Origin of the sequence: Streptomyces sp. NEAU-W12 (assembly GCF_026242095.1) — a bacterium.
Taxonomy (GTDB): Bacteria; Actinomycetota; Actinomycetes; order Streptomycetales; family Streptomycetaceae; genus Streptomyces.
On the sequence record NZ_JAPJDM010000009.1, the window covers coordinates 12,930 to 36,754 of the forward strand.

18 protein-coding genes are annotated in these 23,825 nt (G+C 74.3%); 2 read left to right on the forward strand and 16 right to left on the reverse strand.

Going from position 1 to position 23,825, the window contains the following annotated elements; genetic code table 11:
* Positions 1 to 310: 310 nt before the first annotated feature.
* From ORI94_RS12925 to ORI94_RS12990, 14 genes are all read right to left on the reverse strand, one after another.
* Positions 311 to 1,192, reverse strand: a complete 882-nt coding sequence (locus ORI94_RS12925; RefSeq protein WP_266074680.1) for an endo alpha-1,4 polygalactosaminidase — start codon at positions 1,190 to 1,192, stop codon at positions 311 to 313.
* Complete coding sequence (locus ORI94_RS12930; protein ID WP_266074681.1) at positions 1,189 to 1,863, reverse strand: spherulation-specific family 4 protein; 675 nt, start codon at positions 1,861 to 1,863, stop codon at positions 1,189 to 1,191. The genes ORI94_RS12925 and ORI94_RS12930 overlap by 4 nt, the downstream gene beginning before the upstream one ends.
* Entirely contained in the window at positions 1,860 to 2,873 is a 1,014-nt protein-coding gene (locus ORI94_RS12935) for an NAD-dependent epimerase/dehydratase family protein (protein ID WP_266074682.1), read from the reverse strand. The genes ORI94_RS12930 and ORI94_RS12935 overlap by 4 nt, the downstream gene beginning before the upstream one ends.
* Before the next feature lie 6 nt (positions 2,874 to 2,879).
* Positions 2,880 to 3,593 (reverse strand): nucleotidyltransferase family protein, encoded by a 714-nt coding sequence (locus ORI94_RS12940; protein WP_266074683.1) that lies wholly within the window; start codon positions 3,591 to 3,593, stop codon positions 2,880 to 2,882.
* Between the two features lie 127 nt (positions 3,594 to 3,720).
* Positions 3,721 to 4,722: a GDP-mannose 4,6-dehydratase gene (locus tag ORI94_RS12945; RefSeq protein WP_266074684.1), complete on the reverse strand. Its 1,002-nt coding sequence runs from the start codon at positions 4,720 to 4,722 to the stop codon at positions 3,721 to 3,723.
* Between the two features lie 89 nt (positions 4,723 to 4,811).
* Entirely contained in the window at positions 4,812 to 6,224 is a 1,413-nt protein-coding gene (locus ORI94_RS12950) for a hypothetical protein (protein ID WP_266074685.1), read from the reverse strand.
* Positions 6,221 to 7,816: a GT4 family glycosyltransferase PelF gene (gene pelF / locus ORI94_RS12955; protein WP_266074686.1), complete on the reverse strand. Its 1,596-nt coding sequence runs from the start codon at positions 7,814 to 7,816 to the stop codon at positions 6,221 to 6,223. Before pelF ends, ORI94_RS12950 begins: the two co-directional genes overlap by 4 nt.
* 119 nt (positions 7,817 to 7,935) lie before the next feature.
* Positions 7,936 to 10,086 carry a hypothetical protein gene (locus ORI94_RS12960; RefSeq protein ID WP_266074688.1) on the reverse strand — a complete coding sequence of 717 codons (2,151 nt, stop codon included), beginning with the start codon at positions 10,084 to 10,086 and terminating at the stop codon, positions 7,936 to 7,938.
* 424 nt (positions 10,087 to 10,510) lie between these two features.
* On the reverse strand, positions 10,511 to 11,035 hold the full coding sequence (locus tag ORI94_RS12965; RefSeq protein ID WP_042164419.1) for a hypothetical protein: 525 nt from the start codon (positions 11,033 to 11,035) through the stop codon (positions 10,511 to 10,513).
* 352 nt (positions 11,036 to 11,387) lie between these two features.
* Positions 11,388 to 13,442: an SWIM zinc finger family protein gene (locus ORI94_RS12970; protein WP_323056049.1), complete on the reverse strand. Its 2,055-nt coding sequence runs from the start codon at positions 13,440 to 13,442 to the stop codon at positions 11,388 to 11,390.
* A 317-nt stretch (positions 13,443 to 13,759) separates the two neighbouring features.
* Positions 13,760 to 16,792, reverse strand: coding sequence for a DEAD/DEAH box helicase (locus ORI94_RS12975; RefSeq protein ID WP_266074690.1), 3,033 nt, complete (start codon positions 16,790 to 16,792; stop codon positions 13,760 to 13,762).
* Between the two features lie 162 nt (positions 16,793 to 16,954).
* Complete coding sequence (locus ORI94_RS12980) at positions 16,955 to 17,551, reverse strand: sugar kinase (RefSeq protein ID WP_266074691.1); 597 nt, start codon at positions 17,549 to 17,551, stop codon at positions 16,955 to 16,957.
* On the reverse strand, positions 17,548 to 18,726 hold the full coding sequence (locus tag ORI94_RS12985) for an ROK family glucokinase (protein WP_266074692.1): 1,179 nt from the start codon (positions 18,724 to 18,726) through the stop codon (positions 17,548 to 17,550). Before ORI94_RS12985 ends, ORI94_RS12980 begins: the two co-directional genes overlap by 4 nt.
* Before the next feature lie 325 nt (positions 18,727 to 19,051).
* The gene (locus ORI94_RS12990) at positions 19,052 to 19,789 is read right to left on the reverse strand and encodes a GntR family transcriptional regulator (RefSeq protein WP_266075047.1); all 738 of its coding nucleotides are present in this window, start codon (positions 19,787 to 19,789) and stop codon (positions 19,052 to 19,054) included.
* A 128-nt stretch (positions 19,790 to 19,917) separates the two neighbouring features.
* Here ORI94_RS12990 and ORI94_RS12995 point away from each other — a divergent pair, with 128 nt between their 5' ends.
* A complete protein-coding gene (locus ORI94_RS12995) occupies positions 19,918 to 20,940 on the forward strand; it encodes a Gfo/Idh/MocA family oxidoreductase (protein WP_266074694.1) in 1,023 nt (340 codons plus the stop codon).
* Between the two features lie 310 nt (positions 20,941 to 21,250).
* On the opposite strand, the gene ORI94_RS13000 is transcribed toward ORI94_RS12995, so the two are convergent.
* Complete coding sequence (locus ORI94_RS13000; RefSeq protein WP_266074695.1) at positions 21,251 to 21,925, reverse strand: response regulator transcription factor; 675 nt, start codon at positions 21,923 to 21,925, stop codon at positions 21,251 to 21,253.
* An 82-nt stretch (positions 21,926 to 22,007) separates the two neighbouring features.
* Positions 22,008 to 23,312, reverse strand: coding sequence for a sensor histidine kinase (locus ORI94_RS13005; protein WP_266075049.1), 1,305 nt, complete (start codon positions 23,310 to 23,312; stop codon positions 22,008 to 22,010).
* 182 nt (positions 23,313 to 23,494) lie between these two features.
* On the opposite strand from ORI94_RS13005, the gene ORI94_RS13010 reads away from it, so the two are divergent.
* Positions 23,495 to 23,695: a hypothetical protein gene (locus ORI94_RS13010; RefSeq protein ID WP_266074696.1), complete on the forward strand. Its 201-nt coding sequence runs from the start codon at positions 23,495 to 23,497 to the stop codon at positions 23,693 to 23,695.
* The last annotated feature ends 130 nt before the right edge of the window (positions 23,696 to 23,825 follow it).

The window sequence follows — 23,825 nt, forward strand, 5'->3', positions numbered from 1 at the left end:
GGGGCGGGCGGCCCGTGCGTGATCTGTCCGGTGTCGAGGTCGAGGTGCTGACCGGCGACACCGGGCCCGACCCGCCGAAGGCCCCCGAGAAGGTCAAGGCGGGAGGGCCGTTCGCCGGCCCCGGCCAGGGCACGAAGCCCGCTCGGGCGGAGTGCGACGGGAAGAGGCCGGAGACGGGCGGCCGTACCGGCCGGTCCGAGGAGCAGCTCGGCGTGCAGGAAGCCGACCCGATCGTCGTGGCGGCGCACCGCGCGTCTCACGCTTGTTCGCGTCCCCGGGTCACCACCCCCCGTACAGGTCGTCCCGCGGGTCAGCACGGGTCCCGCCACACCCCCAGGTCCGGCTTCTTGCGCATGGACGACAGCTTCAGCTCGCGGGACTCGGCGCAGAACTCACCGGTCGGCTCTGCGTACTCCACGTGGAAGACCGCCTTGCCCGCCTCGATGAACGGAGTGAGCTCGGCGCATTCGCCGTACTGCGCGCACTCCTCGTTGACGGCGAAGTCGAAGTCGTCCACGAGCTGCGGGACCTGCGGCAGGTCGTTCTTGAGGCCCACCGACAGGCCGCGTTCGTGTGCGATGTCCGCGATCATGCGGTTGTAGCGGAGCTGGTCGGCGGCGGTGAGCGGGAACCCGGTGTCGTGGTCGTAGCCCTCCACCAGGTCCGGTTCCACCGCGTCGAAGCCCTTGTCCCGGCACATGTCGAACCGCCGCTCCATGATCGGCTCCAGTACGGTGATCCGGCGGATGTCCAGCCAGCGTTCGCCCCGCCAGCCGTTGGTGCTGCCGAGGACGGAGCGCGGGAAGGCGTCCCGGTCGGGCCGGAAGTCCTCCCAGGCGCCGACGTTGACGTAGCAGATCACCTTGCGGCCGTCGCGGTGGAGGCGGGCCACGTCCGCGGCGGTGTTCTCGAAGCCGTCGATGTCGTAGACGGGCACCTCGGCCGACGGGTCGGCCCTGCCGTCGAGCTGCCACTGCCAGGCGAGCCCGGGGCGTGGGCGCCAGGGTGCCCGGTCGGGGGCGCGGGAGGGGCCGGGCGGGGCCGGTGAGGTGCGGGACGGCGGTGCGGACCGGGTGTCCGCGTCCCCGGCGCCGTCCGGGCCGGAGCACCCGGTCAGGGCCGCGGCGGCCAGCAGGGCCAGCACGGCCGGCACCGTCAGCGCGGGCGCGAAGAACGGAGGCTTCCTGCTCATGTCCGCCCCTCGGTTTCGGTCACGGTCAGGGCAGGGGTCAACGTGGCCCAGGGGTTCGGCAGTTCACCCGTCACAGGGCCGCAGACCCCGGCGCCGCGGTCCTGCGCGGTGCGTACGGCCAGGGGCACGAGCGCTTCGGGCACACCGTAGACGAGGTGGCAGAGCCGTTCCGGCGGGTACGGCTTCGCCCGGGCGGAGCGGCTGAACGCGGCGACGTAGGTGGACCAGTGCCCCTCGAAGGTGACGGTCAGGTCGGCGAGGCGGACGTAACCGGGCGCCGGGTCCGCGCCGGGGTTGAGCACGACGGTCCGCGCGCCGGTCCGGCGCAGGGACCGGACCAGCCTGCGGCAGCCCGGCAGGCCGTCCGGCCCTGCGGTCACCCGGTCCAGGAAGCAGCCGTCGACCGCGTACCACTCCCGGTGCCGGCGCGCGTCGGCGGTGACCGCGGACGGGTCCCGTGCGCCGTAGTCGGTGTCGACGTAGCCGAGCAGCCGGGCACCGGCCGCCCGCAGCGCGTCCGCGACCGCCGTGAACGCCTGGTCCGGTCCGGCCCCGGGGCCGTTCGCGGGGTTGAGCACGACGGCGTAGGTACGGTCGGCGGCCGTGATCAGCCGGTGCCAGGCGCCCGGGTCCTCGGCCGGGTGGACGTACAGGGGGATCAGCAGGCTCACGGCGCGCGGCCGCCTTCCGTACCGGTGGCCCCCGTGTCGTCGGCGCCCGCGTCGTCGGAGTCCGTGCCGCCGTCCGCCCACAGCGCGGCCAGTGACTCCTCGAGGGTGTACGAGGGACGCCAGCCGAGTGCCCCGCCCGCCGCCGTGATGTCGGAGCACTGCCACGACACCGCCGCCGAGCGGGCCGAGCCTCCCGCGGCCCTCGTGTCCTCCTCGATCCGTCCCCCGAAACCGGCCCGGCGGGCCAGCAGGTGCACCAGGTCGCGCACCCGGACCGCCTCGCCGCCGCCGATGTTGAGGACGGGCGGGAGCGGCCCGGCCGCCGTGACGGCGAGCACCGCCGCGCGCGCGACGTCGCGTACGTCGACGAAGTCGCGGTACGCGGACAGGTCACCGAGCCGCAGCACCGCCCCGGCCCCTGCCTCCGCCCCGGCCCCTGTCCCCGCCTCCGTTCCCGTCGGCCCGCCGGCCTCGCGCAGAAGGGCGGCGACCCTGCCGGGCAGTCCGGTGGGCGGGGCACCCGGTCCCACCGGATTGCCCACCCGCAGCACCACCGCGTCCAGGCCGGAGGCCGTCACCGCCGCCGTGCCCGCGAGTTTGGTCGCGCCGTACGGTCCGAGCGGGCGGGTCGCCGCCGTCTCCGCCACCTTGGTGCCGGGTTCCCCCGGGCCGTATTCGGCGGCCGACCCCAGGTGGACCAGGCGTGCCCGGGGGGCGGCCTGCCCCAGCGCGGCGCACAGGGCGGCGGGGCCGCGGGCGTTGACCTCGGCCAGGGTGACCGGGTCGCCGCCGGTCGCGCCCGCGCAGTTGATCACGGCGTCGGGTGCCGCCTCCGCCAGGGTCTTGGCGAGCCGGTCCGGGGAGTCGGCGGCCAGGTCGACGCGCAGGCCTGCGCCGGCCCCCGCGGACGAGCGGCCGGCCTCGGACAGCTGGGTGTCCGGCAGACCGCGCAGGTGGGCGACGACATGACGGCCCAGGTAGCCGGTGCGGCCCAGGACGAGAACGCGCATGGGTGCTCAGGCTCCCTTGAGCAGCAGGGACTTGCGGGTGGTGAACTCCGCGTTGGCCCGGTCGTAGTCGTCCGGGCGTCCGATGTCCAGCCAGTATCCGTCGAACTCGTAGGCGTGCGGCGGGCGCTGGGCGGCGAGGAGGTCCAGGACGAGTTCGTCGAAGCCCAGCGGGAGGCCGGGCGTGTAGTCCTCGAGCGTCGAGCGGGACAGCCCGTAGACACCCATGGAGACGCGGTAGTCCATGCTGGGTTTCTCGGTGAAGGCGACGACCCGGCTCGCCTGTGTGGTCAGCACGCCGAAGTCGATGTGGACCTTGCGGGCGTAGGTCGCGATGGTCAGCGGGGCACCGGACTCCCGGTGCCGGTTCAGGACGTCGGCGTAGTCGAGGTCGGTCAGGACGTCGCCGTTCATCACCAGGAAGGTCTCGGGCAGCCGCTCGCGCAGCGTGAGCAGGGGGCCCATGGTGCCCAGCGGGCTCTCCTCGGTGGCGTAGTCGATGTCCATGCCCCACTGGGAGCCGTCGCCGACGTAGGCGCGGATGATCCCGCCGAGGTGGCCGATGGCGATGGTGCAGTGGGTGAAGCCGGACGTGGCGAGCTGGCGCAGCACGATCTCCAGGATGGCGTGCTGGTCGCCGATGGGAACGAGCGGCTTGGGGAGGGCTGTGGTGTAGGGCCGCAGCCGGACGCCCTTGCCTCCTGCCAGTATCACTGCGTGCATGGGGCTTCTCCTTCGGATTCTTCGTGTTCCCCGGGGACGTGCCGGACGCAGATCGGGTGGTGCGGATCGGATGGTGCGAGTCGGGTGGTGCGGGCCGGACGGGGCGGGTTGGACGAGGCGGGGCGGGTCAGACGTTGTAGATGCCGGTCTTGTAGCGGGCCAGGTTGGCCGGGTCGCGGAAGAACTCCACGGTCCGGGCGAGTCCTTCCTCCAGCGTGTGGGCGGGCTTCCAGCCGGTGGCGTCGGCGAGCCGGGTGGCGTCGGCGACCAGCCGCATCACCTCCGAGTTGGCGGGCCGCAGCCGTGCCGTGTCCTCCCGTACGTCGAGGGCGCTGTCCATGACCTTGCCGATCAGCGCGACGAGGTCGCCGACCGAGATCTCGCCGCCGGTGCCGGCGTTGAAGGTGCGGCCCACGACCTGCTCGGCGGGTGCGGTGCCGACGGCGAGGAAGGCCTGCGCCGTGTCCTCGACGTAGGTGAAGTCCCGCGTGGGCCGCAGGTCGCCGAGGGTGATGGTGCGTTCCCCCGCCGCGACCTGGCCGATGACGGTGGGGATCACCGCGCGCATCGACTGGCGCGGTCCGAAGGTGTTGAACGGCCGCAGGGTCACCACCGGCGTGTCGAAACTCGCGTGGTAGCTGTCGGCCAGCCGGTCCCCGCCCGCCTTCGAAGCGGCGTACGGAGACTGGGTGTTGATGGGGTGGTCCTCGGTGATCGGCACGGTCCGCGCGGTGCCGTAGGTCTCGCTCGTGGAGGTGTGCACCAGTCTCGGCGTACCCAACTGGCGCACGGCTTCGAGCACGTTGAGGGTACCGGTGACGTTGGTGTCCACGTAGCTGTGCGGTGCCCGGTACGAGTACGGGATCGCGATGAGCGCGGCCAGGTGGTAGGCGCGGTCGGCCCCTTCGAGCAGGCCGCGTACCGATCCGGGGTCCCGGACGTCGCCGAGGACGATCTCCACCTGGTCCAGGACGTCCGGGGACAGGGTCTCCAGCCATCCGTAGGAGGAGAAGGAGTTGTACTGGGCCATGGCCCGGACGCGATGGCCGGCAGCGACGAGCGCTTCGGTGAGGTGCGAGCCGATGAAGCCTTCGGCCCCGGTGACGGCGGCGAGCGGTGCGGAGGTCAACTCGGTTGTCCTTCCAGTGGTGTGAACGGGCGAGGTGCGGCGGTGGCGCCGTAGGGGGCGCGGGTGGTGGTGACGTGCGCGCACGGGGGTCAGGCGTGCACCGCCGGCCGGCCGAGCAGCCGCAGCACGCACGCCGACAGGCACAGGGCCGCGGCGCCGCAGCACAGCGGCAGGACGGCCGGCCCCGGTGGCAGGCGCAGCAGGGTGACCGCGGCGGCGCAGCCCGCGGCGGTCAGGCAGATCAGGGCGGAGGGCCAGGCGACGCCGAACGCCTGGAGCAGCAGGGCCGTCCACAGCGTCGCGGCGAGGAGCAGCAGGGCGGCCGGGTCGGCTCCGGTCAGGAGTGCCGCGGGCGTCAGCGGGAGGAGATAGGCCAGCAGGCAGAGGCCGAGGAGGCCGGCCGACCTCAGGAGGAAGGCGGTGGGCGTGGCGGTCGCCCGCAGCGCCGCGACCGACCAGCCGCGGTAGCGGTACAGCAGCCACTCGGCCGGTCCCATGCTCACGGTCAGCACGATCATGGCGTACGGATGCTGTCGGCCCTCCAGCAGGACCAGTGACGCCGCGGCGAGGCCGAAGAGTCCGTAGGGCAGGGAGACCGGCAGCGGTGGCCGGCACGCGCCGGGGACGGGTGGGGTGCCGAGCACGCCGCGCAGCGTCCAGCCGGCGGCGGCGAGCGTGGCCGCCAGCGCCAGCAGGGGCAGGCCGAGCCTGAGGACGGGGCCGGGCTCCCACCACGGCAGCAGTACGGCGCCGGCGGCCAGGGGGGTCAGGGCTGCCAGCAGCAGCCGTTCCCGGGCGAGGACCAGCAGCGTCGAGGCGGCGGCCAGGTACAGCGACTGTGCGGCGGCGGCCAGGGTGACCGGTCCGCCGCCGGCCGCCGCGGCCGCGGTGGCCGTGGCCAGGGCCGCGCCGAGGGCGGCCCCGGTCAGCAGGGTGCGGCCCGCCTCGTGGCGCCCCGTCGCCAGGCGCAGGTGGGCGCGGTGCCCCAGTGCCTGGCCCCAGGCCCAGGAGACGACACCGGCCGCGATGAGGGCGGGGGCGTACCGCGCGGACTGCCCCAGCGGTGCGGCCAGCAGGTAGGCGAGGCCCGGCAGGGCGAACAGCACGCCGCGCAGCAGGCAGCGCGCGGTGTCGGGACGCCAGGGGTCGGGGGCGGGCGGGAGGTCGGGGAACGTTCTGGGGACGCGCTCGTACAGCGCGGAAGCCAGGGAGAACAGGTTCGGATGGCCGTACTGCTGCCGGACGGCGTCCACGGACAGGCCTTCCGCCTCCAGCAGCGCGGCCACCTCGTAGGGGTGGACGGCGGGGCCGATGCGGTCGGCCAGGCCGGCGGCCAGCCGGTCCACCTCCTCCTGGTCCGGAACGGGCCGCGGTAATCGCACGACGAGGGTGGGCTCGTCGGCCGGGAGGGGCCGCGGCAGCCGTGAGGCGGCTGTGACCGGCCAAAGGGCGAGGGTCTCCTGTTCGCCTCCGCCCGGCTCCAGTGCCATGGGGCCGCTCATACGGCCACGCTCCTTGTCGCCATGGGTGAGGGGACCTGTGTGCGCGCGCCCGGGGGCGGTGCGGCAGGGCCGGCCGGCCGCTGTGCGTACGTCCCCGTGCCGTCCCCTGTCTGCGCGCCGTCCCGTGTTCCCGCCTCGGCCGGCTGCCGCCGGGTGCCGGACAGCTCCAGGTAGATGGCGCGGAAGGTGTCGACGGTCCGGCGCAGGGTGAACTGTTCGATCACCCGGAGCCGGGCCGCCTCCCCCATGGCCGCGCGCCGCGCGGGATCGCCGAGCAGTTCCAGCGCGGCGGCGGCCATCGCTGCCGGGTCCCGGGGCGGTACGACGAGCCCCGTGTCCCCCACGGCCTCGCGGACTCCGCCGACATCGGTGGACACCGTCGCCCGCCCGCAGGACATGGCCTCGATCAGCGTGAAGGGGAAGCCCTCGCTGATGCTGGAGAGCATCACGACGTTGCCGGCGGCGTACGCGTCCTTGATGTCGTCGACGCGGCCCTCGAAGGTGACGGCGTCGCCGTGACCGAGTTCGGCGGCGAGGGCCTCGCACCGTTCCCGGTAGGCCTCCCCGCCCCGGGGTGTCCCGCCGAACAGCCGCAGCCGGACGTCGGGACGTTCCGCCCTGACCAGGGCGGCGGCCCGGATGAGGGTCTCCAGGTCCTTGATCGGGTCGACGCGGCCGGCCCAGCTGAGCGTCGGCGTGTCCGGTTCGGGTCCGGCCGGCGGGAAGGCTTCCGGGTCCACCCCGTTGTAGACCGTGCGGATCGACGCCGGGTCGGCCCCGCCCTCCTCCTCCCACAGCCGGTTGTAGCGGTTGCCCGGCGTGATCAGGGCGGCCCTGCGGTAGCTCTCCTCGGCCAGCAGCCGGAAGAAGCCCAGGACGAGCGCCTTGACCGGCCAGCGGTAGGGGCCGGTGCGGTAGCCGAGGTAGCGCTCGCGGAGGTAGACGCCGTGCTCGGTGAGGAGCAGGGGGACACCGTGCTGCTCCAGGGCGGCCAGTCCGGGCAGGACGGCGACACCCCCGCTGACCGCGTGGGCGACCCCGTCCCTGGGCAGCGGCGCGGCCAGCGGGCGCAGGGCGTGCTCGAGCAGTCCGGTGGCGGTGACCGCGTCGTGCAGGGTGGGGCGGGCCTCACGGACCACCAGGCCCCGGCGGTTCCACACGGCGGTCAGTACGGCGATCGCCCGGTCGCCGCGCAGGAACGGGCCGAGTGTTCCGTCGGCGGCGGCCCGCGCCATGGTGTGCAGGGCCGGGGCGAACCCGCTCTCCGCGCACGGGTCGAGCAGCGCGGTCAGGAACTGCTCGTAGGCACCGGTCAGGACTTCGCGCGGACGCCGCCCGGGCGGGCGGCCCTCGGGAGGGGCCCCCCACATCGGGACGGTCAGGACGTTCGAGACGTGCGCGGGCAGGTCCCACACGACGGGTTCACGGCCGGTGCCGGTGACGGCGAGGACGTCGAAGTCGATGTCGGGCATGCCGCGGACGAGTTGGTCGCACCAGACGCTCACACCGCCGTGACTGTGCGGATAGGTGCCTTCGGTGAGCAGGGTGACGCGCGTCGCGCGGGGGCGGCGCGCGCCGTGGTGAACGTACATCGGTGGGCTCCCGGCCGGGTGCGGGGTGGGGTGCGGGGAGGGGCGTGCGGGACCGGGCCCCGGCACCCGGTCACGCGTCGGTGACCGGGTCCGGTACCTCGGGTCGGTCGGTGCGCCGTTCAGCTCCGCGGGGTGTACGGGACGTGGTCCCGCACGCCGGCGGGGATCCGGGTCTCCGGGGCCGGCCCGGCGGCCGGGGCCTTCGCGTCCGGGGCCGGCCCGTTGCCGTCGGTGGCGGCAGCGTCCGTGGCGGACGCCGGCAGGGTGAAGGAGAGGGCGCTCTGGCCCGCCGTCTGCGTCCAGCCGGACACCCGGCCCGCGTAGCCTTCGCCGAACGCATCGCCCGCGAGGGTGGTTCCGGTGGGCACGGTGACGGTGGCGGCCGTGCCGTCCGGTGCCTCGACGGTCACCGTGCCGCCGGTGCGGTGGGCGGTGACCTGGCCGTCCCGCAGGGCGTCGGCCCAGGCGGCGCGGCGCCGGAGTTCGGCGCCGATGTCCTTCATCCGCAGGTTCACCACGGGGGTGTTGTCGGCGAACAGGGCGTCGTAGCCGTCGAGTACGCCGTCCAGGACCGGGTAGGCGATGCGGTCCTCGGCCAGGTTGGACTGGTGGATGAAGTGCGGCTTGGGATCGTTGGCGAGGACGTGGCCGAGCGCGATCCGGGTCTCCAGGGGGACGATGTGGCCGGTGTATCCCGTCGCGGTGTCCAGCGGAGCCGGCAGGCACGTCGTGGTGGCCGGGTTGTCCTCGCAGATGCCGCTTCCGCCCTGGGCACGGCTGGTGTAGATCCAGTTGTACTCGTCGACCTGCTCGGCGGCCCGCCCTGCGTTGTAGAAGACGTTCATCGGGTAACGGGACACGGTCGTGGCCGGGCCGACCCGGCGCTGCGCGGGGTCACGGGAGTTGTCCGAGGCGAGCCAGGTGATGTCGTTGTCGGCGAGGGCGGGGGCGAGGTTCGGGTTGTCGTCGGGCTGCTGCGGCAGCACCTTGAGTCCGGAGTGCTCGCCGGTCACCAGCTCGTCGTCGTGCAGGGGGAGTCCGGCGGTCCGTCCCCAGACGCGGTTGGTGGCGATCTCGTCGGAGATGGTGTCGCGTTCGACCCACCTGGTGCTGCCGTCGGCGTGGGTGGCGCACCGCCAGGGAACCGCCGTGGTGTCCTGCTCGCAGCCGAGGAAGGCGTGCGTGTAGGTGTGGTTGATCCAGCGGAACCGGTCGCGCTCGGCGATCAGCCTGTCCGCCAGCGCGTCGGCTCCGCCGTTGTCCTCGCGGTGATCGACGCTGCCGGCGGCGTTGTAGGCGAAGTCGAGGGTGAAGTCCTGCCCGCTCTGCCAGGAGGTGGCGTGGTCCACGTCGGCGGGGAGCATGCGGATCGGGTCGGGGGTGCCTTCGCCCTCGGGGCAGTCGACGTCGCCGGGGGTGCAGTTCAGCTCCGTGTCCCAGCGGTCGTCGGCGGCGAGGACGTCGTCGACGTGCACGGCGAAGTAGTTCCTGGAGGCGCCCAGGTGCACGCCGCCGGTCATCCAGTCCACGATGCCGCGGGCCAGGAGTCTGAACTGCTGCTGGTACTGGTTGTAGACGAAGGTGACGACGAGTTGCCGCCGCCCGTCGTGCCGGTACTCCCCCACCAGCGAGCCCCGCCCGGCCCGGCCCGGGATCGCGGCCTCGACGTACGGGGTGAAGTCCGCGCCGGCCACGGGTGCCGACAGATAGGCGTAGCTCTCGCCCACAGTGGGCGAGTTGTCCTCGAAGGGGACCTGGCCGTCCAGGTAGCCGAAGGGGCCCGCCCGGCCCGCGGCGGTCACCTCGGCCCGCACCCCGTCGATGCTGCCGGCGTAGCCGCCGTCGAGCGGGTACTCCAGGCCCGCCTCCGGACGCGCGTAGGTGTAGGCGTCGACCTGCGGGATGTCGTAGGTCCGCTCGTAGTCGGCGAGTGCCGCCATTTCGGGCGAGTTCGCGGGGAACGGGTTGTCGTCGGGCAGGACCACCGCCTGGTACTTGGCGCGCGGTCGCCCGTCCACGGTGTCGGCGAGGAAGCCCGCGTCGATGGCGGGGCGGTCGGACCGGGTGAGGTCCACTTCGGTGTACGGCGTGCCGGCGGTCTCCAGTTCGGCCGCGATCGCGTCCACGGCCGGACCTCCGTCGCTGACGACCAGGACGCGCAGGTCGACGCGGGGCGGGTCGTCGGCGGCGTGTGCGGTCGCGCTCGGCACGCCGAGGGCAGCGATGAGTGCGCCCACCGTGAGCACGGCGGTGCGTGTGATCCGCTTCATGCGGTGCAGTCCCCTCCCACGGGCAGGAGTGGACACCGCTCCGCCGGAGCCGACGCACCCCCTTGCGTGACGCCGGCATCCCCCTCAGAGGCCAGTCGTCGACGCATCCGTCCTGTCACATGGTGATGCCTTTGTGTGGTTCCCGTGGGCCGGTCGTGAAACCTGACGGAAAAGCGCGGGTGGCCATCAGGGCACCCGCGGCCCGAAGCGACGGGTGCGGCACCCCGGCACGCGGGAGGCCAGCGGGCGCGTGAAGCACCTGAGCAGGTCAAAGGATGAACGGAGCACCGGCGGGCCGGAGCGGCCCGCCGGTGGGACTGCCGGAGGTCCGGACCTCTCGGCCGGTGCGGCGCCGGACCGGATTCGGTCAACGACGCCGGGGACCGGCCGGACCGTCGGGGACCCGACAGGTCCGCGGAGTCCGTCAGGCGCAGAGCACCCGCGTCTCGGGCGTGTACACCGGACCGCCGCCGGCGTTCTGGGTGTCGCTGAACTCGGCGTAGTAGTACGAGTAGAAGCCGATGTCGCCGTTGCAGCCGGAGTCGGGCGCGACCTGCAGGGTCAGCGTGACGGTCCGGCTCTGCCCGGGCGGGACGGTGGTGCCGTAGTTGGCGCCGAGATCGGCGGGCCCGGTCCCCGCGCAGGGGGTGCTGCCGGCCGCGGTGGCCAGGGCGCACCCGGTGAAGCTGTACTTCAGGTCGGGGCGCTGGGTGGTGAGCCACGTGGGGTCGATCGTCTGGTACACGAACCAGATGTCGTACGTCCTGTTGTTGGTGAGGGTCATCGACAGCTGGACCGTGCCGCCGGGCGTGGTGGTGGCGGTGTCGGTGGTGAACGTCAGCTCGGCGGGGCCGGGTTCGGCCGCGGCGGCCTGGGGGGCCATACCGAACAGGGCGAGGACGAAGGCGAGGACGGCGGCGGGTCCGAGGCGTCTCAGTGGTGATCTCATGGGCCGGGAGGCTAGGCACGCACCCCGGCGACCGTCTCCCCCGCGAACGGCCTTGCGCCCGCCCCTGGACCGAAAGTGCACCTGCCGTGAAGGCGTTGTGCGCGCTTCGTGGCGCCGGGTGGTCGGCGGCATCGCCGCACCCCACGGGCGGTCCCGACGGAGCGGCCGGGGCGACGGACGGGACGCAGCGTCGGCACTGCCGCGCCCGGGAGCATTGGCGCGTACCGTTCGGGTGACAAACCGGTGGCCCACGGTGACGACCGGTGGTGGCCGGCGCGGGCGCCCTCGTTCCGCTGCGCCGGGTCGGGCGCGCCCGGCGGCCGCCGGCCGGGAACCGCCCCGGCACCTCGCGTCAGCGAGTGCCCGGGGCGTCCAGGCCGGTGAGGGCGCCTACCGGGTCCGGGTCGGGGGTGCCCCGGGGCCACCAGTCGTCGTGGCCGGGCTCGGACTCGTACGCGTACCAGAGGTGGTCGCGGCCGAGGCGGAGCTGGAGGTGTCCCCGGGGGTGGGTGAGGTGGTTGTGCCAGGGGCGGAAGGCGGGCAGGTCGGCGGCGAGGAGGAGGGGGCGGGCGCGGTCGAAGCGGCCGGCCGGCGGGTCCCAGGGATCCTCCAGGACCGCGAGCCCGGCCGGGCCTCCCTGGCGCCAGGCGGCGACCGCGCGAGCCAGCTCGGCCGGGGTGCGCCCGGCCGCGCGGGCGAGGGAGGAGTACAGCGCGCGGGTGGCGGCGGTGAGTCCGGAGCCGGGGCGGGCGGCGGCGAGCCGCACGGCGTCCTGCCACAGTGTGAGCCGGCCGACGGGGTCGCGGCCGGTGGTGAGCAGGGCGTGGGCGCGGGCTGCGGCGTCGGTGGCGAGCTGGTCGAGCGCGAACGGGTCCGGGCCGCCCGCAGCCGCCGGGTAGACGGGCGGCTGCTCCGGGTGCGGGGGTGGTGGCAGCGGTGCCGGAAGGGGCGGGAGGGCGCGCGGAGCGATGGCCTCACGTGCCCGCACCCCGGGGAGGGGTTCCGGCTCCCTGTCCCGGGTGGCGCGGGCCGTGCGGGCGGCGCTGAGCCGGGACAGGTTGTCGATCACGTCGCGCTCGCCCCGGCCGCGCAGCAGGAGCAGCACGAACGGGTCGGCGTCGAGCAGCCGGGCGGTCTGGTAGCAGAGGGCCGCGGCGTGCTTGCAGGGGTGACCGGAATCGGGGCAGCTGCACCGCGGGTCGAGGTCACCGGGGCGGGGCAGCAGCGGGACCCCGCAGTCGGCGAGGGACTGGGGCATCTCCTTGTCCAGCAGGGCCGCGATGTGGCCGGGCCGGTCGGCGGCCGCCTCCAGGAACCGCTCCCATTCGGCATCCTCGAAGGTGCGCAGCCGTACCTGCACGCGGTACGGGCGGGGACGGCTTCCCTGGACGTACGCGAGGACGAGTCCGGGGGTGACGGTGATGGCGTCGACGCGCCCCCGCTCGGCGTACCGGCGTCCACGGACCAGCCGCGCGGCATCGAGCGCGCCCTCCTCCAGCGCCGTGACCCATGCGTCACCCCACCAGGTGTCGGCGAACCCCGTGCCGTCCGGGGTGCGGGACGGGAACGCGGGGAAGGTGCGGCGCAACTCGCCGTCCCGGGTGGGGGCGGCCATGGAGCGGGGCGTTCGGGGGGTGGCGGGGGACGGATGGGGGGTCGGGTCTACCGGGGGTGCCGACGGTTCGCGCGTGGTCGGCGGTTCGTGCGCGCTCGGCGGCCTGTGAGGCCGGCCGTCGGGTTCCGGGGGCGGCTCGGCCTCGCCGGGGGGCGGGAGCGGGAACGAGGGGACGGCGTCGGTGAGCAGGGCCCGTACCGTGGGTACTCCCGTCTCCTCGGCCGGCGTCCCGGCCGCCCGGACACCGGCGGCGCGGTCGCCTCGGGTGGTACGGGGGACGCGCGGAACGCGGGGAGCGGTGCCCGACGGAGCTCGGCCGGTGTGGAGGCCGGTGACGGTCGCCTGCCCGTCGCTCCCCCGGTCGCCGGTCGCAAGGGCGTCGGTCGCACGGTCGCCGGAGGTCCGGTCGTTGGAGGACCGGTCGTCGGTCGCACGGTCGTTGGAGGTCCGGTCGTTGGAGGTCCGGTCCTTGGAGGACCTGCCGCCGGAAGACCGGTCGCCGGAGGACCGGTCCTTGGAGGACCTGCCGTCAGAGGTCCGGTCGTCGGTCGCACGGTCGCCGGTGGTCCGGTCGCCGGTCTCCGTTCGCGCGCGCAGTGCTTCCTCGCGGGCCGCACGCAGTGCCTCCCGCGCGATGTCACCGGGGCGCCGGTCGGACCGCGGCGCCGGATGATCCAGACGGTCCGGACGGCTCCGGACGCCGTCGGCGACGGACGGCAGGGCAACGGCACCCGGCTCCCCTGCGCGCCCCTCCCCCTGCGCGTCGGTGTCGGTGGCGGCGTCCCCGCTCACCCCCGGCCCCCCGTCTCCCTTCTCTGCCTCCGCTTCCGCTTCCGCGCCCGGGGCGCCCTTCGCATCGCCGGCCTTGTATCCGTCCCCGTCCCCGTCCCCGTATCCGTTTCCGTCCGCCGTCGTCTCCGGGCTTCCCGCGTCCGCCGCGCGGCGAGCCCGTACCGCCCTGCGGAGGGCCTCACGGGCCACGTCACCGGGACGTCGGCCCGGGGCGTCCGCGGGATTCCCGGGCTCCCCCGCGCCCGGCGCCGGATCGGCGTCCGCGCGCCTGCGGGCCTCCCTGAGAGCCTCCCGGGCCTCGTCGGACGGACCGGGTGTCATGACGTCCTCCGCAGGGAGACCAGGTCGGACAGCTCGCGGTCGGTCAGTTCCGTGAGGGCGGACTCGCCGGAGCCGAGGATCGCGTCGGCGAGGGCCCGCTTGGCCTCGAGCATCTCGGCGATGCGGTCCTCGATCGTGCCCTCGGTGATCAGGCGGTGGACCTGGACCGGCTGGGTCTGGCCGATGCGGTAGGCGCGGTCGGTGGCCTGTTCCTCGACCGCCGGGTTCCACCAGCGGTCGAAGTGGACGACATGCCCCGCGCGGGTGAGGTTCAGGCCGGTGCCGGCCGCCTTGAGGGACAGGACCAGGACGGGCGTCGCGCCGCTCTGGAAGCGGTCCACCATGCGCTCCCGCTCCGGGACCGGCGTACCGCCGTGCAGGAGGTCGACCGGCACCGCGCGCTCGGTCAGGTGTGCGGTGATCAGCCGGGCCATGCCGACGTACTGCGTGAAGACCAGGGCCGATCCGTCCTCGGCGAGCACGGTGTCGAGGAGTTCGTCCAGCAGGGCGAGCTTGCCGGAGCGGGCCGCCAGGCGGTCGCCGCCGGCCCGTGCGTGCCCGGACCGGGCGGGCTCGTCCTTGAGGTAGAGCGCCGGGTGGTCACAGATCTGTTTGAGCGCGGTCAGCAGTTTCAGCACCAGGCCCCGGCGGCCCATGCCCTGGGCGGTCTCGATGGCGAGCATCGACTCGCGCACCACCGCCTCGTAGAGCGCGGCCTGTTCGCGGGTGAGCGGGACGGGGTGGTCCGTCTCCGTCTTGGGCGGCAGCTCCGGGACGATGCCGGGGTCGGACTTCTTGCGCCGCAGGAGGAAGGGCCGCACCAGGCGGGAGAGGCGCTCGACGGCCCCGTCGTCCTCGCCGGCCTCCACCGCGCGGGCGTGCCGGGCTCGGAAGGACGTGAGAGGGCCGAGGAGTCCGGGGGTCGTCCAGTCGAGGAGGGCCCACAGCTCGGAGAGGTTGTTCTCGACGGGGGTGCCGGTGAGGGCCACGCGCGCGGGCGTCGGGATGGTGCGCAGAGCCTTCGCCGTGGCCGAATGCGGGTTCTTGACGTGCTGCGCCTCGTCGGCGACGACCATGCCCCACCGCTGGGCGGCCAGTGTCGGGGCGGCCGAGCGCATGGTGCCGTAGGTGGTGAGGACGAAGCCGCCGGCCAGGCCGTCCAGGGTCCGGTCCGGGCCGTGGAAGCGGCGCACGGGAACGCCGGGGGCGAACCGGGCGATCTCCCGCTGCCAGTTGCCGAGCAGCGAGGCGGGGCAGACGACCAGGGTCGGTTCGGCGCGGTCCCGTTTCAGATGCAGCGCGATGAGGGTGATCGTCTTGCCGAGGCCCATGTCGTCGGCGAGGCAGCCGCCCAGGCCGAGGGAGGTCATCAGGTCGAGCCAGGCCAGGCCCCGCAGTTGGTAGTCGCGCAGGGTGGCGTCGAGTCCGGGAGGCGGGTCGGCCGGCCGGACGCCGGTGGTGAGGCGGTCGCGGAGGACGGCGAGGGCGCCGACGGGGACGGCCTCGACGGTCTCGCCGTCGGCCTCCGCGGTGCCGGTGAGGGCGACGGACAGCGCGTCGACGGGATCGAGCAGGCCCAGCTCGCGTTTGCGGGCCTTGCGGACGAGGGCGGGGTCGACCAGCACCCACTGGTCGCGCAGCCGGACGACGGGGCGGTGGGCCTCGGCCAGGGCGTCCATCTCGGTCTCGGTGAGCGGGTCGCCGCCGAGCGCGATCTGCCAGCCGAACCGCAGCAGGTCCTCGCTCTCGAAGAAGCCGCTCCCGTCGGTCGCCGATCCGGGGGCCGGCCGGACCACCGCCGTCGCGGTCAGGTCCTGGGCCAGGTCCCGCGGCCAGTGCACGGCGACGCCGGCCGCGGCGAGGCGGGTGGCGGCGACGCCGAGCAGGTCGTTCAGCTCGTCCTCGGACAGGGGCAGGACGTCGGGGACGTCCTGGACGGAGAGTCGGTCCAGCGGGGGCCAGACGCGGGCGGCCCGGCGGACGGCGAGGGCGGCGTCCACGCGCGCGCGGGGGCCGAACGCGCTGTCCGCCGTCCCCGCCCACAGGGCTGCCGCGTCGGCGACGAGGGTGGGGTCGGCGAGGCTGTGCACCTGGACGACCGCCGCGCCCGCACCGCGCGCGCCGGTGCCCCCCGCGCCTTCTTCGGAGCCGTCGAACAGGTCGTACGCACAGAGGTCGAGGCGGAGCGAGACGCGCACACCGGCGTCCATGCCGGCGGCAACCTCGGCTGCCCAGTCGTGGGCGCCGGGCAGCCGCTGGGCCTTGCGGGCGGCGAACGGCAGCCCCGAGGCGTACGGCGCGGCCGGGGTGCGGGGAAGGGTGTCCGCGACCGCGTCCAGGAAGGCGCGGACCAGGGCTTCCGGCTGCGGCAGCCGGAGCGGGCCGGGGCCGGGCAGCGCGACGGCGTGGCCCTCGAAGGGCAGGGCCGCGGCCACCGCGCGCAGGTGTGCCACGTCGTCCGGGTCGAGAGGGCCGGCCCGCCAGGCGTCGTGGCCGGTGGCCGTCAGGCCGGGCAGCAGCCGGCCGCGCGCCGTGAGCCGCAGGGCGTGCAGGGCGGCGGCGCCCCAGCAGGCGGTGGCGGGGTGCGCCGCGGGGGCGTGCCGGGCGCGGACCAGCAGGGGCAGGGCCTCGTCGAGAGGGAGGGAGAGCGCGCCGACCGTCCGCCGCCGGATCCCGTCGCCGTGCGGGCGGATGACGGTGAGCCGCGTACCCGGAGCATGCGCCGACGGCGCGGGTACGGAGTCGGCGGACCGCGGGCCACCGGCGCCGTCCACGACCGGCCCGGCGGGTTCCGGCCCCGCGGGTTCGGGCGCGGCTTCGGCGGGGCCGCTCCCCGGGTCGTAGAAGGCGACGCGTCCGTCGCGCGGCAGGTCCGACGGCAGGAAGACGGCGGCGAGCCCGACGGAGAACTCGGGGATCCCGGAGATCCCGGAGGTCTCTCCGGCGGTGGCGGCCGCGGGCGCGGCGCCCCCCGCGCCCGTGCGCGCTCCTGCCGTGTACCGGTCGGCCGTCGCGGTCGCCTCGCTCATGCGCCCTGTCACCGCCCGCCCGTCCCCGTCGCCGTCCATGCCCACCCGTGTCGTCCGCCTCTTCGTCCTCGACTCTACGGGCGGGCACTGACAATCGGTGACGGCGGCCGGGCCCGGCCGGAGCGGACACCCCCGGTCACGGGACGGGAGCGGCGGCGCGGATCAGGGAACCGTCCGGGAGACGACGTACACCCTGGGGAAGCCCGGCTTGCCCTCGTTGACGACGACCTCGTGCGTGGGCGCGGGATTCCTCTGCTCGTTGACGAGACCGGACCAGATGCCGGGGCGGTCGAACTTCCAGCCGGTGACCTCCCGGTCGCGTTCGCCGATGGTGATGCTGTCCGGTTCCAGGTCGTCCCGCTGGACGCCCATGCCGGTGAGGAAGGCGCTCAGGCCGGCGTCGGTGGTCTCGAACTCGACGTACAGACGGCTGGTCTTCCAGTTGTTCGTCTCGTAGGTGGCCACCCACCAGGCGGGGTGCGGGACCGGCACCTGGTAGAGGCGGCGCTGCACCTTCGACGGCCAGCCCTGGGTCAGGCCGTTCGCCGAGTACCTGGCCTCCTTGTCCTTGCCGCTGGCCCGGCTCTGGTTCGCGGAGATCATCAGGTATCCGGCGGGGACGCCGATGAGCAGCACGATGATCAGGAGGGTGAGCGCCCTGCGCCGGACCATGTGCCCGCGGCCCTCGGGCGGGCGGGGCCCGCCGGACCGGGCGGGCCGGGCGGACTGGGCGGACCGGTGGGGAGCCTCGCTCGTCACGGCGTCTCCTGGGCGGCTCGGCCGACCTCCGCGTACCGCTCGTACCGCTCGACCCTGCGGCGCTTGGCGCGGCGGAAGCGGCGGGCGACCAGGCGGGCGAGGTCGGCGGCGCCGACCATGCCGGCCTCGGGGCCGAGCTGGGCGCGGACGATGCGGGCCTCGGGGCGGTAGCCGCGGCCGGTGAGCTGCCGCTTGAACGCGTCCCGCGCGGGCCCGATCAGCAGGTCGTCTGCGGCCGAGACCCCGCCGCCGATGACGAAGCAGGAGGGGTCGAGGGCGGCGGCGAGGTTGGCGATGCCGACGCCGAGCCACTGGCCGATGTCCTGGAGGAGTTCGACGCACATGGCGTCGCCCTCGCGGGCCAGCTCGGTGATCATCGGTCCGCTGATCTCGGCGATGTTGCCCTTGACGTGCTCGATGATCCCGTAGGCGACCGGCGAGTCGGCGGCGGCCAGCTCGCGCGCCTCGCGGACCAGTGCGTTGCCGGAGCTGTACTGCTCCCAGCAGCCGCGGTTGCCGCAGGGGCAGCGGTGGCCGCCGGGGACGACCTGCATGTGGCCGAACTCGCCGGCGACGCCGTACTTGCCGCGCTGGACCTGGCCGTCCTGGAGGATCGCGCCGCCGATGCCGGTGCCCAGCGTGATCATGACGAGGTGGTCCTCGCCGCGTCCGGCGCCGAAGCGCCACTCGGCCCAGGCGGCGGAGTTGGCGTCGTTGTCGACCAGGACGGGGACGGCGAGGCGGCCGGCGAGCCGGTCGCGCAGCGGCTCGTTGCGCCACGAGAGGTGGGGGGCGAACAGCACGCGGTTGCGGTCGGCGTCGACCCAGCCGGCCGCGCCGATGCCGACCGCGTGCACGTCGTGCCGGTCGGACAGGTCAAGTACCAGTTCGACGATGGTGTCCTCGACGACTTTCGGGCTCTTGGACTTGTCCGGGGTCTCCGTGCGGAGCCGCTCCAGGATGTTGCCGTCGGCGTCGACGACGCCCGCCATCACCTTCGTGCCGCCGATGTCGATGCCGACGGTCGGCACGCGCGGTGCCGTCAGGTGCGAGCGGCGTTCCCGGGTGCCGACCGTGCGGAGCACGGCGGGAGCACGGCGGGAGCCGATCGGGGCGGCGCCCGCCCGGGCGGAACTCAGCGCCCTGGGGAGTGTGAGGTCGCGGTAGGTGCTCATCGTCGCCGATTCTGCCTCACGGTGCCCCCGGGTGGCGTACCCGGGAGCAGAGGGACCGCGTGACGCGCGCCGCCCGCGGGACGCTCCCTGCGGTTTTCCGGCGGACCTCGAACGGCCTCCCGAGAGCTTCCCGGCGGCTTCCCGGCGGCTTCCCGGTGCGTTCCGGCGACCACGCCCGCCGGGACGGCCCTCGCATTTCGACACCTCACTCCACGATCCGGTCACATTGTCCGGACAATGCGACGAAGATCGGCCCAAGTCGCCCGCGCCACCTGGACTTCACCGGGACTTCAGGACCCGTGCACGGGCTCCGGGCCCGGGAGCGTCACGACCGTACGAGCAGCTGGAACTCGAACGAGTAGCGGTCGGGCCGGTAGGTGTGGGTGCCGAACTCCACGGCGCGGCCGGTGTCGTCGAAGGTCACGCGCTGCATGGTGAGGAGCGGGGCGCCCAGCTCCTCACCGAGCCGCTCGGCCTCGGTGGCCCCGGCGGCTCGGGCTCCGATGGTCTGGCGGGCGCTGTGCAGGGTGATCCCGGCCGCCCGCATCAGCCGGTACAGACCGGTGGCCTCCATCTGCCGGGTGTCCAGGTCGAGCAGCCCGGGGGGCAGGTAGTTGCACAGGTACGCCATCGGTTCCCCGTGCGCGAGCCGCAGCCGCTCGATGCGGTGCACCTCGCCCGCCTCGGCCACCCCGAGGGCCGCGGCGACCTCGGGAGGTGCCGGGACGACCGTGTTGACCAGGACTTTCGTGGCGGGCCGATGGCCTGCCGCCTCGAGGTCGTCGTAGAGGCTGCTGAGCTCCAGGGGCCGCTTGACCTGGCTGTGCACCACCTGGGTGCCGACTCCGCGCCGCCGTACGAGCAGGCCCTTGTCGACGAGGGACTGGATGGCCTGGCGGACGGTCGGCCGGGACAGGCCGAGGCGCCCGGCCAGCTCGATCTCATTGCCCAGCAGGCTCCCGGGGGTCAGCCTGCCGTGCTCGATGGCGGCCTCCAGTTGCTGGGACAGCTGGAAGTACAGCGGCACGGGGGAGCCGCGGTCCACGCTCAGTTCCAGCTGCACGGTCGGGTCCACTCCTGGTTTGGGCACGGCCCGAGCGTAGTCCCGTGCGTGGTGGACGGGAAGTGGCGTAGTTCGATTGTCCGGACATACGGATTGACAGGGAGGGACGCGGGCCGCAGGTTGTTCCCATGCGCATCGGGGTCATCGGTACGGGCCGTATCGGCACCATTCACGCCCACACACTCAGCAGGCATCGCGACGTGGGATCCCTGATCCTCACGGACGCCGACCCGGCTCGGGCACAGGCTCTCGCACACCGGCTCGGTGAGACGGCGGCACCCGGGGTGGACGAGATCTACACCTGGGGGGTGGACGCCCTGGTGATCACCACGGCCACGTCCGCCCACGCCGAACTCATCGGCCGGGCAGCCCGCTCGGGGCTGCCGGTGTTCTGCGAGAAGCCCATCGCCCTCGACCTCGCGGGCACGTTACAGGCGGTCGCGGAGGTCGAGGCGGCCGGAACGGTCCTGCAGATGGGCTTCCAGCGCCGGTTCGACCCCGGCTACACGGGCGCGCGTGAGGCGGTGCGTTCGGGCCGGCTCGGCCGGCTGCACACCGTACGGGCGATGAGCAGTGACCCGAAGCCGCCGCCGGCCGGGTACCTGCCGCAGTCCGGTGGGCTGTACCGGGACACGCTGATCCACGACTTCGACATCGTGCGCTGGGTGACCGGCCGGGAGATCGTGGACGTCTACGCCGCCGGGTCCGACGCGGGCCCCTCGATGTTCCGGGAGGCGGACGACGTGGACACCGGCGCGGCGCTCCTCACCCTCGAGGGCGGCACGCTCGCCGTCCTCACCGCGACGCGGATGAACGGCGCGGGCTACGACGTGCGTATGGAGCTCGCCGGGGAACGGGACCAGATCGTGGTCGGCCTGGACGACCGTACGCCGATCGCGTCCACCGAGCCGACCGGGCCGCCGGCCGCGGACAAGCCGTGGACGGGCTTCCTGGAGCGGTTCGGGCCCGCGTACGAGGCGGAACTGAACGGGTTCGTCGAGGTGGTGCGGGGCAAGCGGCCCAATCCCTGCGACGGACGCGAGGCCCTCCAGGCACTGCGCGTCGCGGAGGCGTGCGAGCTGTCCCGGCGGGAGCGCAGACCGGTGCGGCTGATGGAGATCGCGGGCGGGGCGGCCTCGGCCTACGCCTGAGCGGCGCCCTGCGGAGGACGGGGACCGCTCGGACGTCGAGGCCGCTCGGGCGACGGGCGGCGGTGACTCAGGGCGCAAAGACCGGCAGGACCGCGCCCCGGGCGACGGCGCACAGGGTCGCGGTGCCGTCGTCGAGGGTTGGCAACTGCTCGGGCTGGGCCGAGCACGAGCGTGTCGGGGCGCGTGCGAGTGAGCGCCAGGTGGTGGTCGTGGGGTGGGTGCCACCATGTTCGGGGTATCGGGATGGCGCAGTACCGGGGCACCGGGATGTTGGGACGCGTCGGGATGCCCGCTGCCGGCCCTGTGCGGGTCAGGCCTCCTGGGTGTCCTCCAGGAGGCCTGCGTCGTGGACGAGCAGGGCGATCTGCACGCGGTTGTCGAGGTCCAGTTTGGCCAGGACACGGGAGACATGGGTCTTGACGGTGGCCACGCTCATGTAAAGCTCGGCGGCGATCGCTGCGTTGGCGTGCCCCCGGCCGACCTCGACGGCGACCTCGCGCTCGCGGTCGTTGAGGGCGGCGAGCCGTGCACGCGCGCGTGCGTGCCGGGTGCGGGCAGTGCTGCCGACCGCATGCGTCATGAGCTGCCTGGTGACCGTCGGCGACAGGACGGGGTCGCCGGCCGCGACCCGGCGTACCGCGTCGACGATCTCGGCGGGCGCGGTGTCCTTGAGGACGAAGCCCGCGGCGCCCGCGCGCAGGGCCCGCAGCACCTGCTCGTCGGCGTGGAAGGTAGTGAGCAGCACGATGTGCGGAGCGTGGTCGCGCCGGCGCAGCAGTTCGGTGGCGGCGAGGCCGTCCACCGACGGCATCCGGATGTCCATGAGGACGACGTCCGGGCGCGTGCGGTCGACGAGTTCCTCGACCTCGTCGCCGTCGGCGGCCTCGCCGACGATCTCGATATCGTCGGCGCCGCCCAGCATCAGGGACAGTCCGGCCCGCACCAGCGGATCGTCGTCGACGAGAAGCAGTCTGATCGCAGTCATGGGCCTTCGGGCGTCGGGGCGGGCGGGGACGGTGATGACGACGACGGGACGGCGGTCGTGATGAGGCTTCGCCGGTCTCCGTTCAGCCCCATGGCAACCGGGCCCGGACCTCGAACCCGCCGTCGGACGTGGGGCCGTACTCCAGGGTGCCGCCCGCCAGGGTAGCCCGTTCGGTCAGGCCGATCAGTCCTTGTCCGGCACCGGGTACGGACCGTGCCTCCCCGGCCGGAGCGGGGTTGCGTACGGACACGGCGAGGCCCTCCCCCGGGCCGCCCGTGACGGCGACGGCGGCCTCGGCTCCGGGGGCGTGTTTGCGGGCGTTCGTGAGCGCCTCCTGGACGATCCGGTAGGCGGCGCGGCCCACGGAGGCGGGGACGGCGGCGCCGGAGTCGGTGACCCGGTGGTCGAGGGCGACCTTCGTCCCGGCCTCCCTCGACTCGGCGACCAGCCGGCCCAGCGCCGCGAGCGTCGGCTGCGGCCGGCCCGCGTCGTCGGACTCGCCGGTCCGCAGCACGCCGATGATCTCCCGCAGGTCCTGCAGCGCCTCGTGCGCGCTCTCCCTGATCACCCCGGCTGCCCGCGTGATCTCCTCGCGGGGCGCGTCGGGGCGGAACTCCAGTGCGCCCGCGTGCACGCTGAGCAGCGTCAGCCGGTGCGCCAGTACGTCGTGCATCTCCCGTGCGATGGCCTCGCGGGCGAGCCGCTGCGCCTGCTCGGCCCGCAGCCGTGCCTCCGTCTCGGCCCGGCGGGCCCGGTCCCTCAGGCTCAGCAGCAACTGCCGCTTGGACCGGACGAACATGCCCCAGCCGACGCACACGCCCGTCAGCAGCACGGTGAGGGCAACCGCCGCGACATAGGGCAGTTCGGGGTCGGGGCGCCACCAGTAGTAGAGCGGGGCCGCCACGAGATGGGCGCAGGCGACCCAGATCATGTACCTGAGGGGACGATGCACCGCGAGGCCGAACAGGGCGATCAGGGCCACGCCGCCGGACGTCTCCGAGATCTGGCTGACCGGCACCATCACCGCGGCCAGGCCGACCGGCCAGCGGCGGCGCAGCCAGAGCGCGGCGCAGGACAGCGCGCCGAGCACCTGGTCCCCGCGAACCAGCGCGCGCGGAACGTCGGGATTCGCCACCAGGAACTCGAGGCCCGCCAGGCCCACGAGCACGGCCAGCAGGAAGCAGGCGAAGTCGACCACCCAGTCCCGCGCGGTGCGCCGGGGACGTCGGGGGCGCCGCGCGGAACGGGCGGGCTCGGAAGCGGCGTCGAGGTCGGGGACGCGGTCTGCGCCGGGGTCCCGGTCGAGTTCGTGGAGGAGGGCTGACGGATGGAGCCATCGTGCTCCCGTGAACACCGAGGCCGTCCGCACCGTCTTGTCAGCTCTGATCACGGTCGTCAAACCTATGCAGAGGCCGCCCGGTCCGTCCTGCTCCGGTCCGGATCGGCTACCGAAGTCGTACGGCCGCAGACCTTCGGCGTGTTCCGCGTACGAAAACACAGACCTTCGCCGCCGGGCTCGCGCCCGGCGGCCGATGCACACGCGTGCGGTGCTCGGCGATCGTCGGGCCCATGAAGAAACTGCTGGGGATTCTTGGGTTCATCGCCCTGCTGCAGGGCGCCGCGAGCCTGGTGAACGGGTTCACCGACTGGAACCTGGGTGTGGTGAGGCGGCTGGACTTCCTGGAGGGTTTCGAGCTCTACGCCGGCGTCGCCCTCCTGGTCCTGGGCATCGCCCTGCTCGCCGCGGCGGAGAGCGGGAAATCCGGCTGAGGACGACCCGTGAACGTTCCGGTACCGGCACGAACCCGGCGGACGGTCCCCACGCCCCCGCTCGGGCCGCGATGACCGCCGTCGGCCGCTTCGGCACGGCCGGCGAGGTGGCCGCCGCGATCGTCCACCT

Excerpts from the sequence above, each read along its gene's own strand:
- ORI94_RS12975 (WP_266074690.1), bottom strand. The coding sequence starts at position 16,792 with ATGAGCGAGGCGACCGCGACGGCCGACCGGTACACGGCAGGAGCGCGC.
- pelF (WP_266074686.1), bottom strand. The coding sequence starts at position 7,816 with ATGTACGTTCACCACGGCGCGCGCCGCCCCCGCGCGACGCGCGTCACC.
- ORI94_RS12935 (WP_266074682.1), bottom strand. The coding sequence starts at position 2,873 with ATGCGCGTTCTCGTCCTGGGCCGCACCGGCTACCTGGGCCGTCATGTC.
- ORI94_RS12925 (WP_266074680.1), bottom strand. The coding sequence starts at position 1,192 with ATGAGCAGGAAGCCTCCGTTCTTCGCGCCCGCGCTGACGGTGCCGGCC.
- ORI94_RS12965 (WP_042164419.1), bottom strand. The coding sequence starts at position 11,035 with ATGAGATCACCACTGAGACGCCTCGGACCCGCCGCCGTCCTCGCCTTC.
- ORI94_RS12950 (WP_266074685.1), bottom strand. The coding sequence starts at position 6,224 with ATGAGCGGCCCCATGGCACTGGAGCCGGGCGGAGGCGAACAGGAGACC.
- ORI94_RS12995 (WP_266074694.1), top strand. The coding sequence starts at position 19,918 with ATGCGCATCGGGGTCATCGGTACGGGCCGTATCGGCACCATTCACGCC.
- ORI94_RS13010 (WP_266074696.1), top strand. The coding sequence starts at position 23,495 with ATGAAGAAACTGCTGGGGATTCTTGGGTTCATCGCCCTGCTGCAGGGC.
- ORI94_RS12960 (WP_266074688.1), bottom strand. The coding sequence starts at position 10,086 with ATGAAGCGGATCACACGCACCGCCGTGCTCACGGTGGGCGCACTCATC.
- ORI94_RS12940 (WP_266074683.1), bottom strand. The coding sequence starts at position 3,593 with ATGCACGCAGTGATACTGGCAGGAGGCAAGGGCGTCCGGCTGCGGCCC.
- ORI94_RS13000 (WP_266074695.1), bottom strand. The coding sequence starts at position 21,925 with ATGACTGCGATCAGACTGCTTCTCGTCGACGACGATCCGCTGGTGCGG.
- ORI94_RS12985 (WP_266074692.1), bottom strand. The coding sequence starts at position 18,726 with ATGAGCACCTACCGCGACCTCACACTCCCCAGGGCGCTGAGTTCCGCC.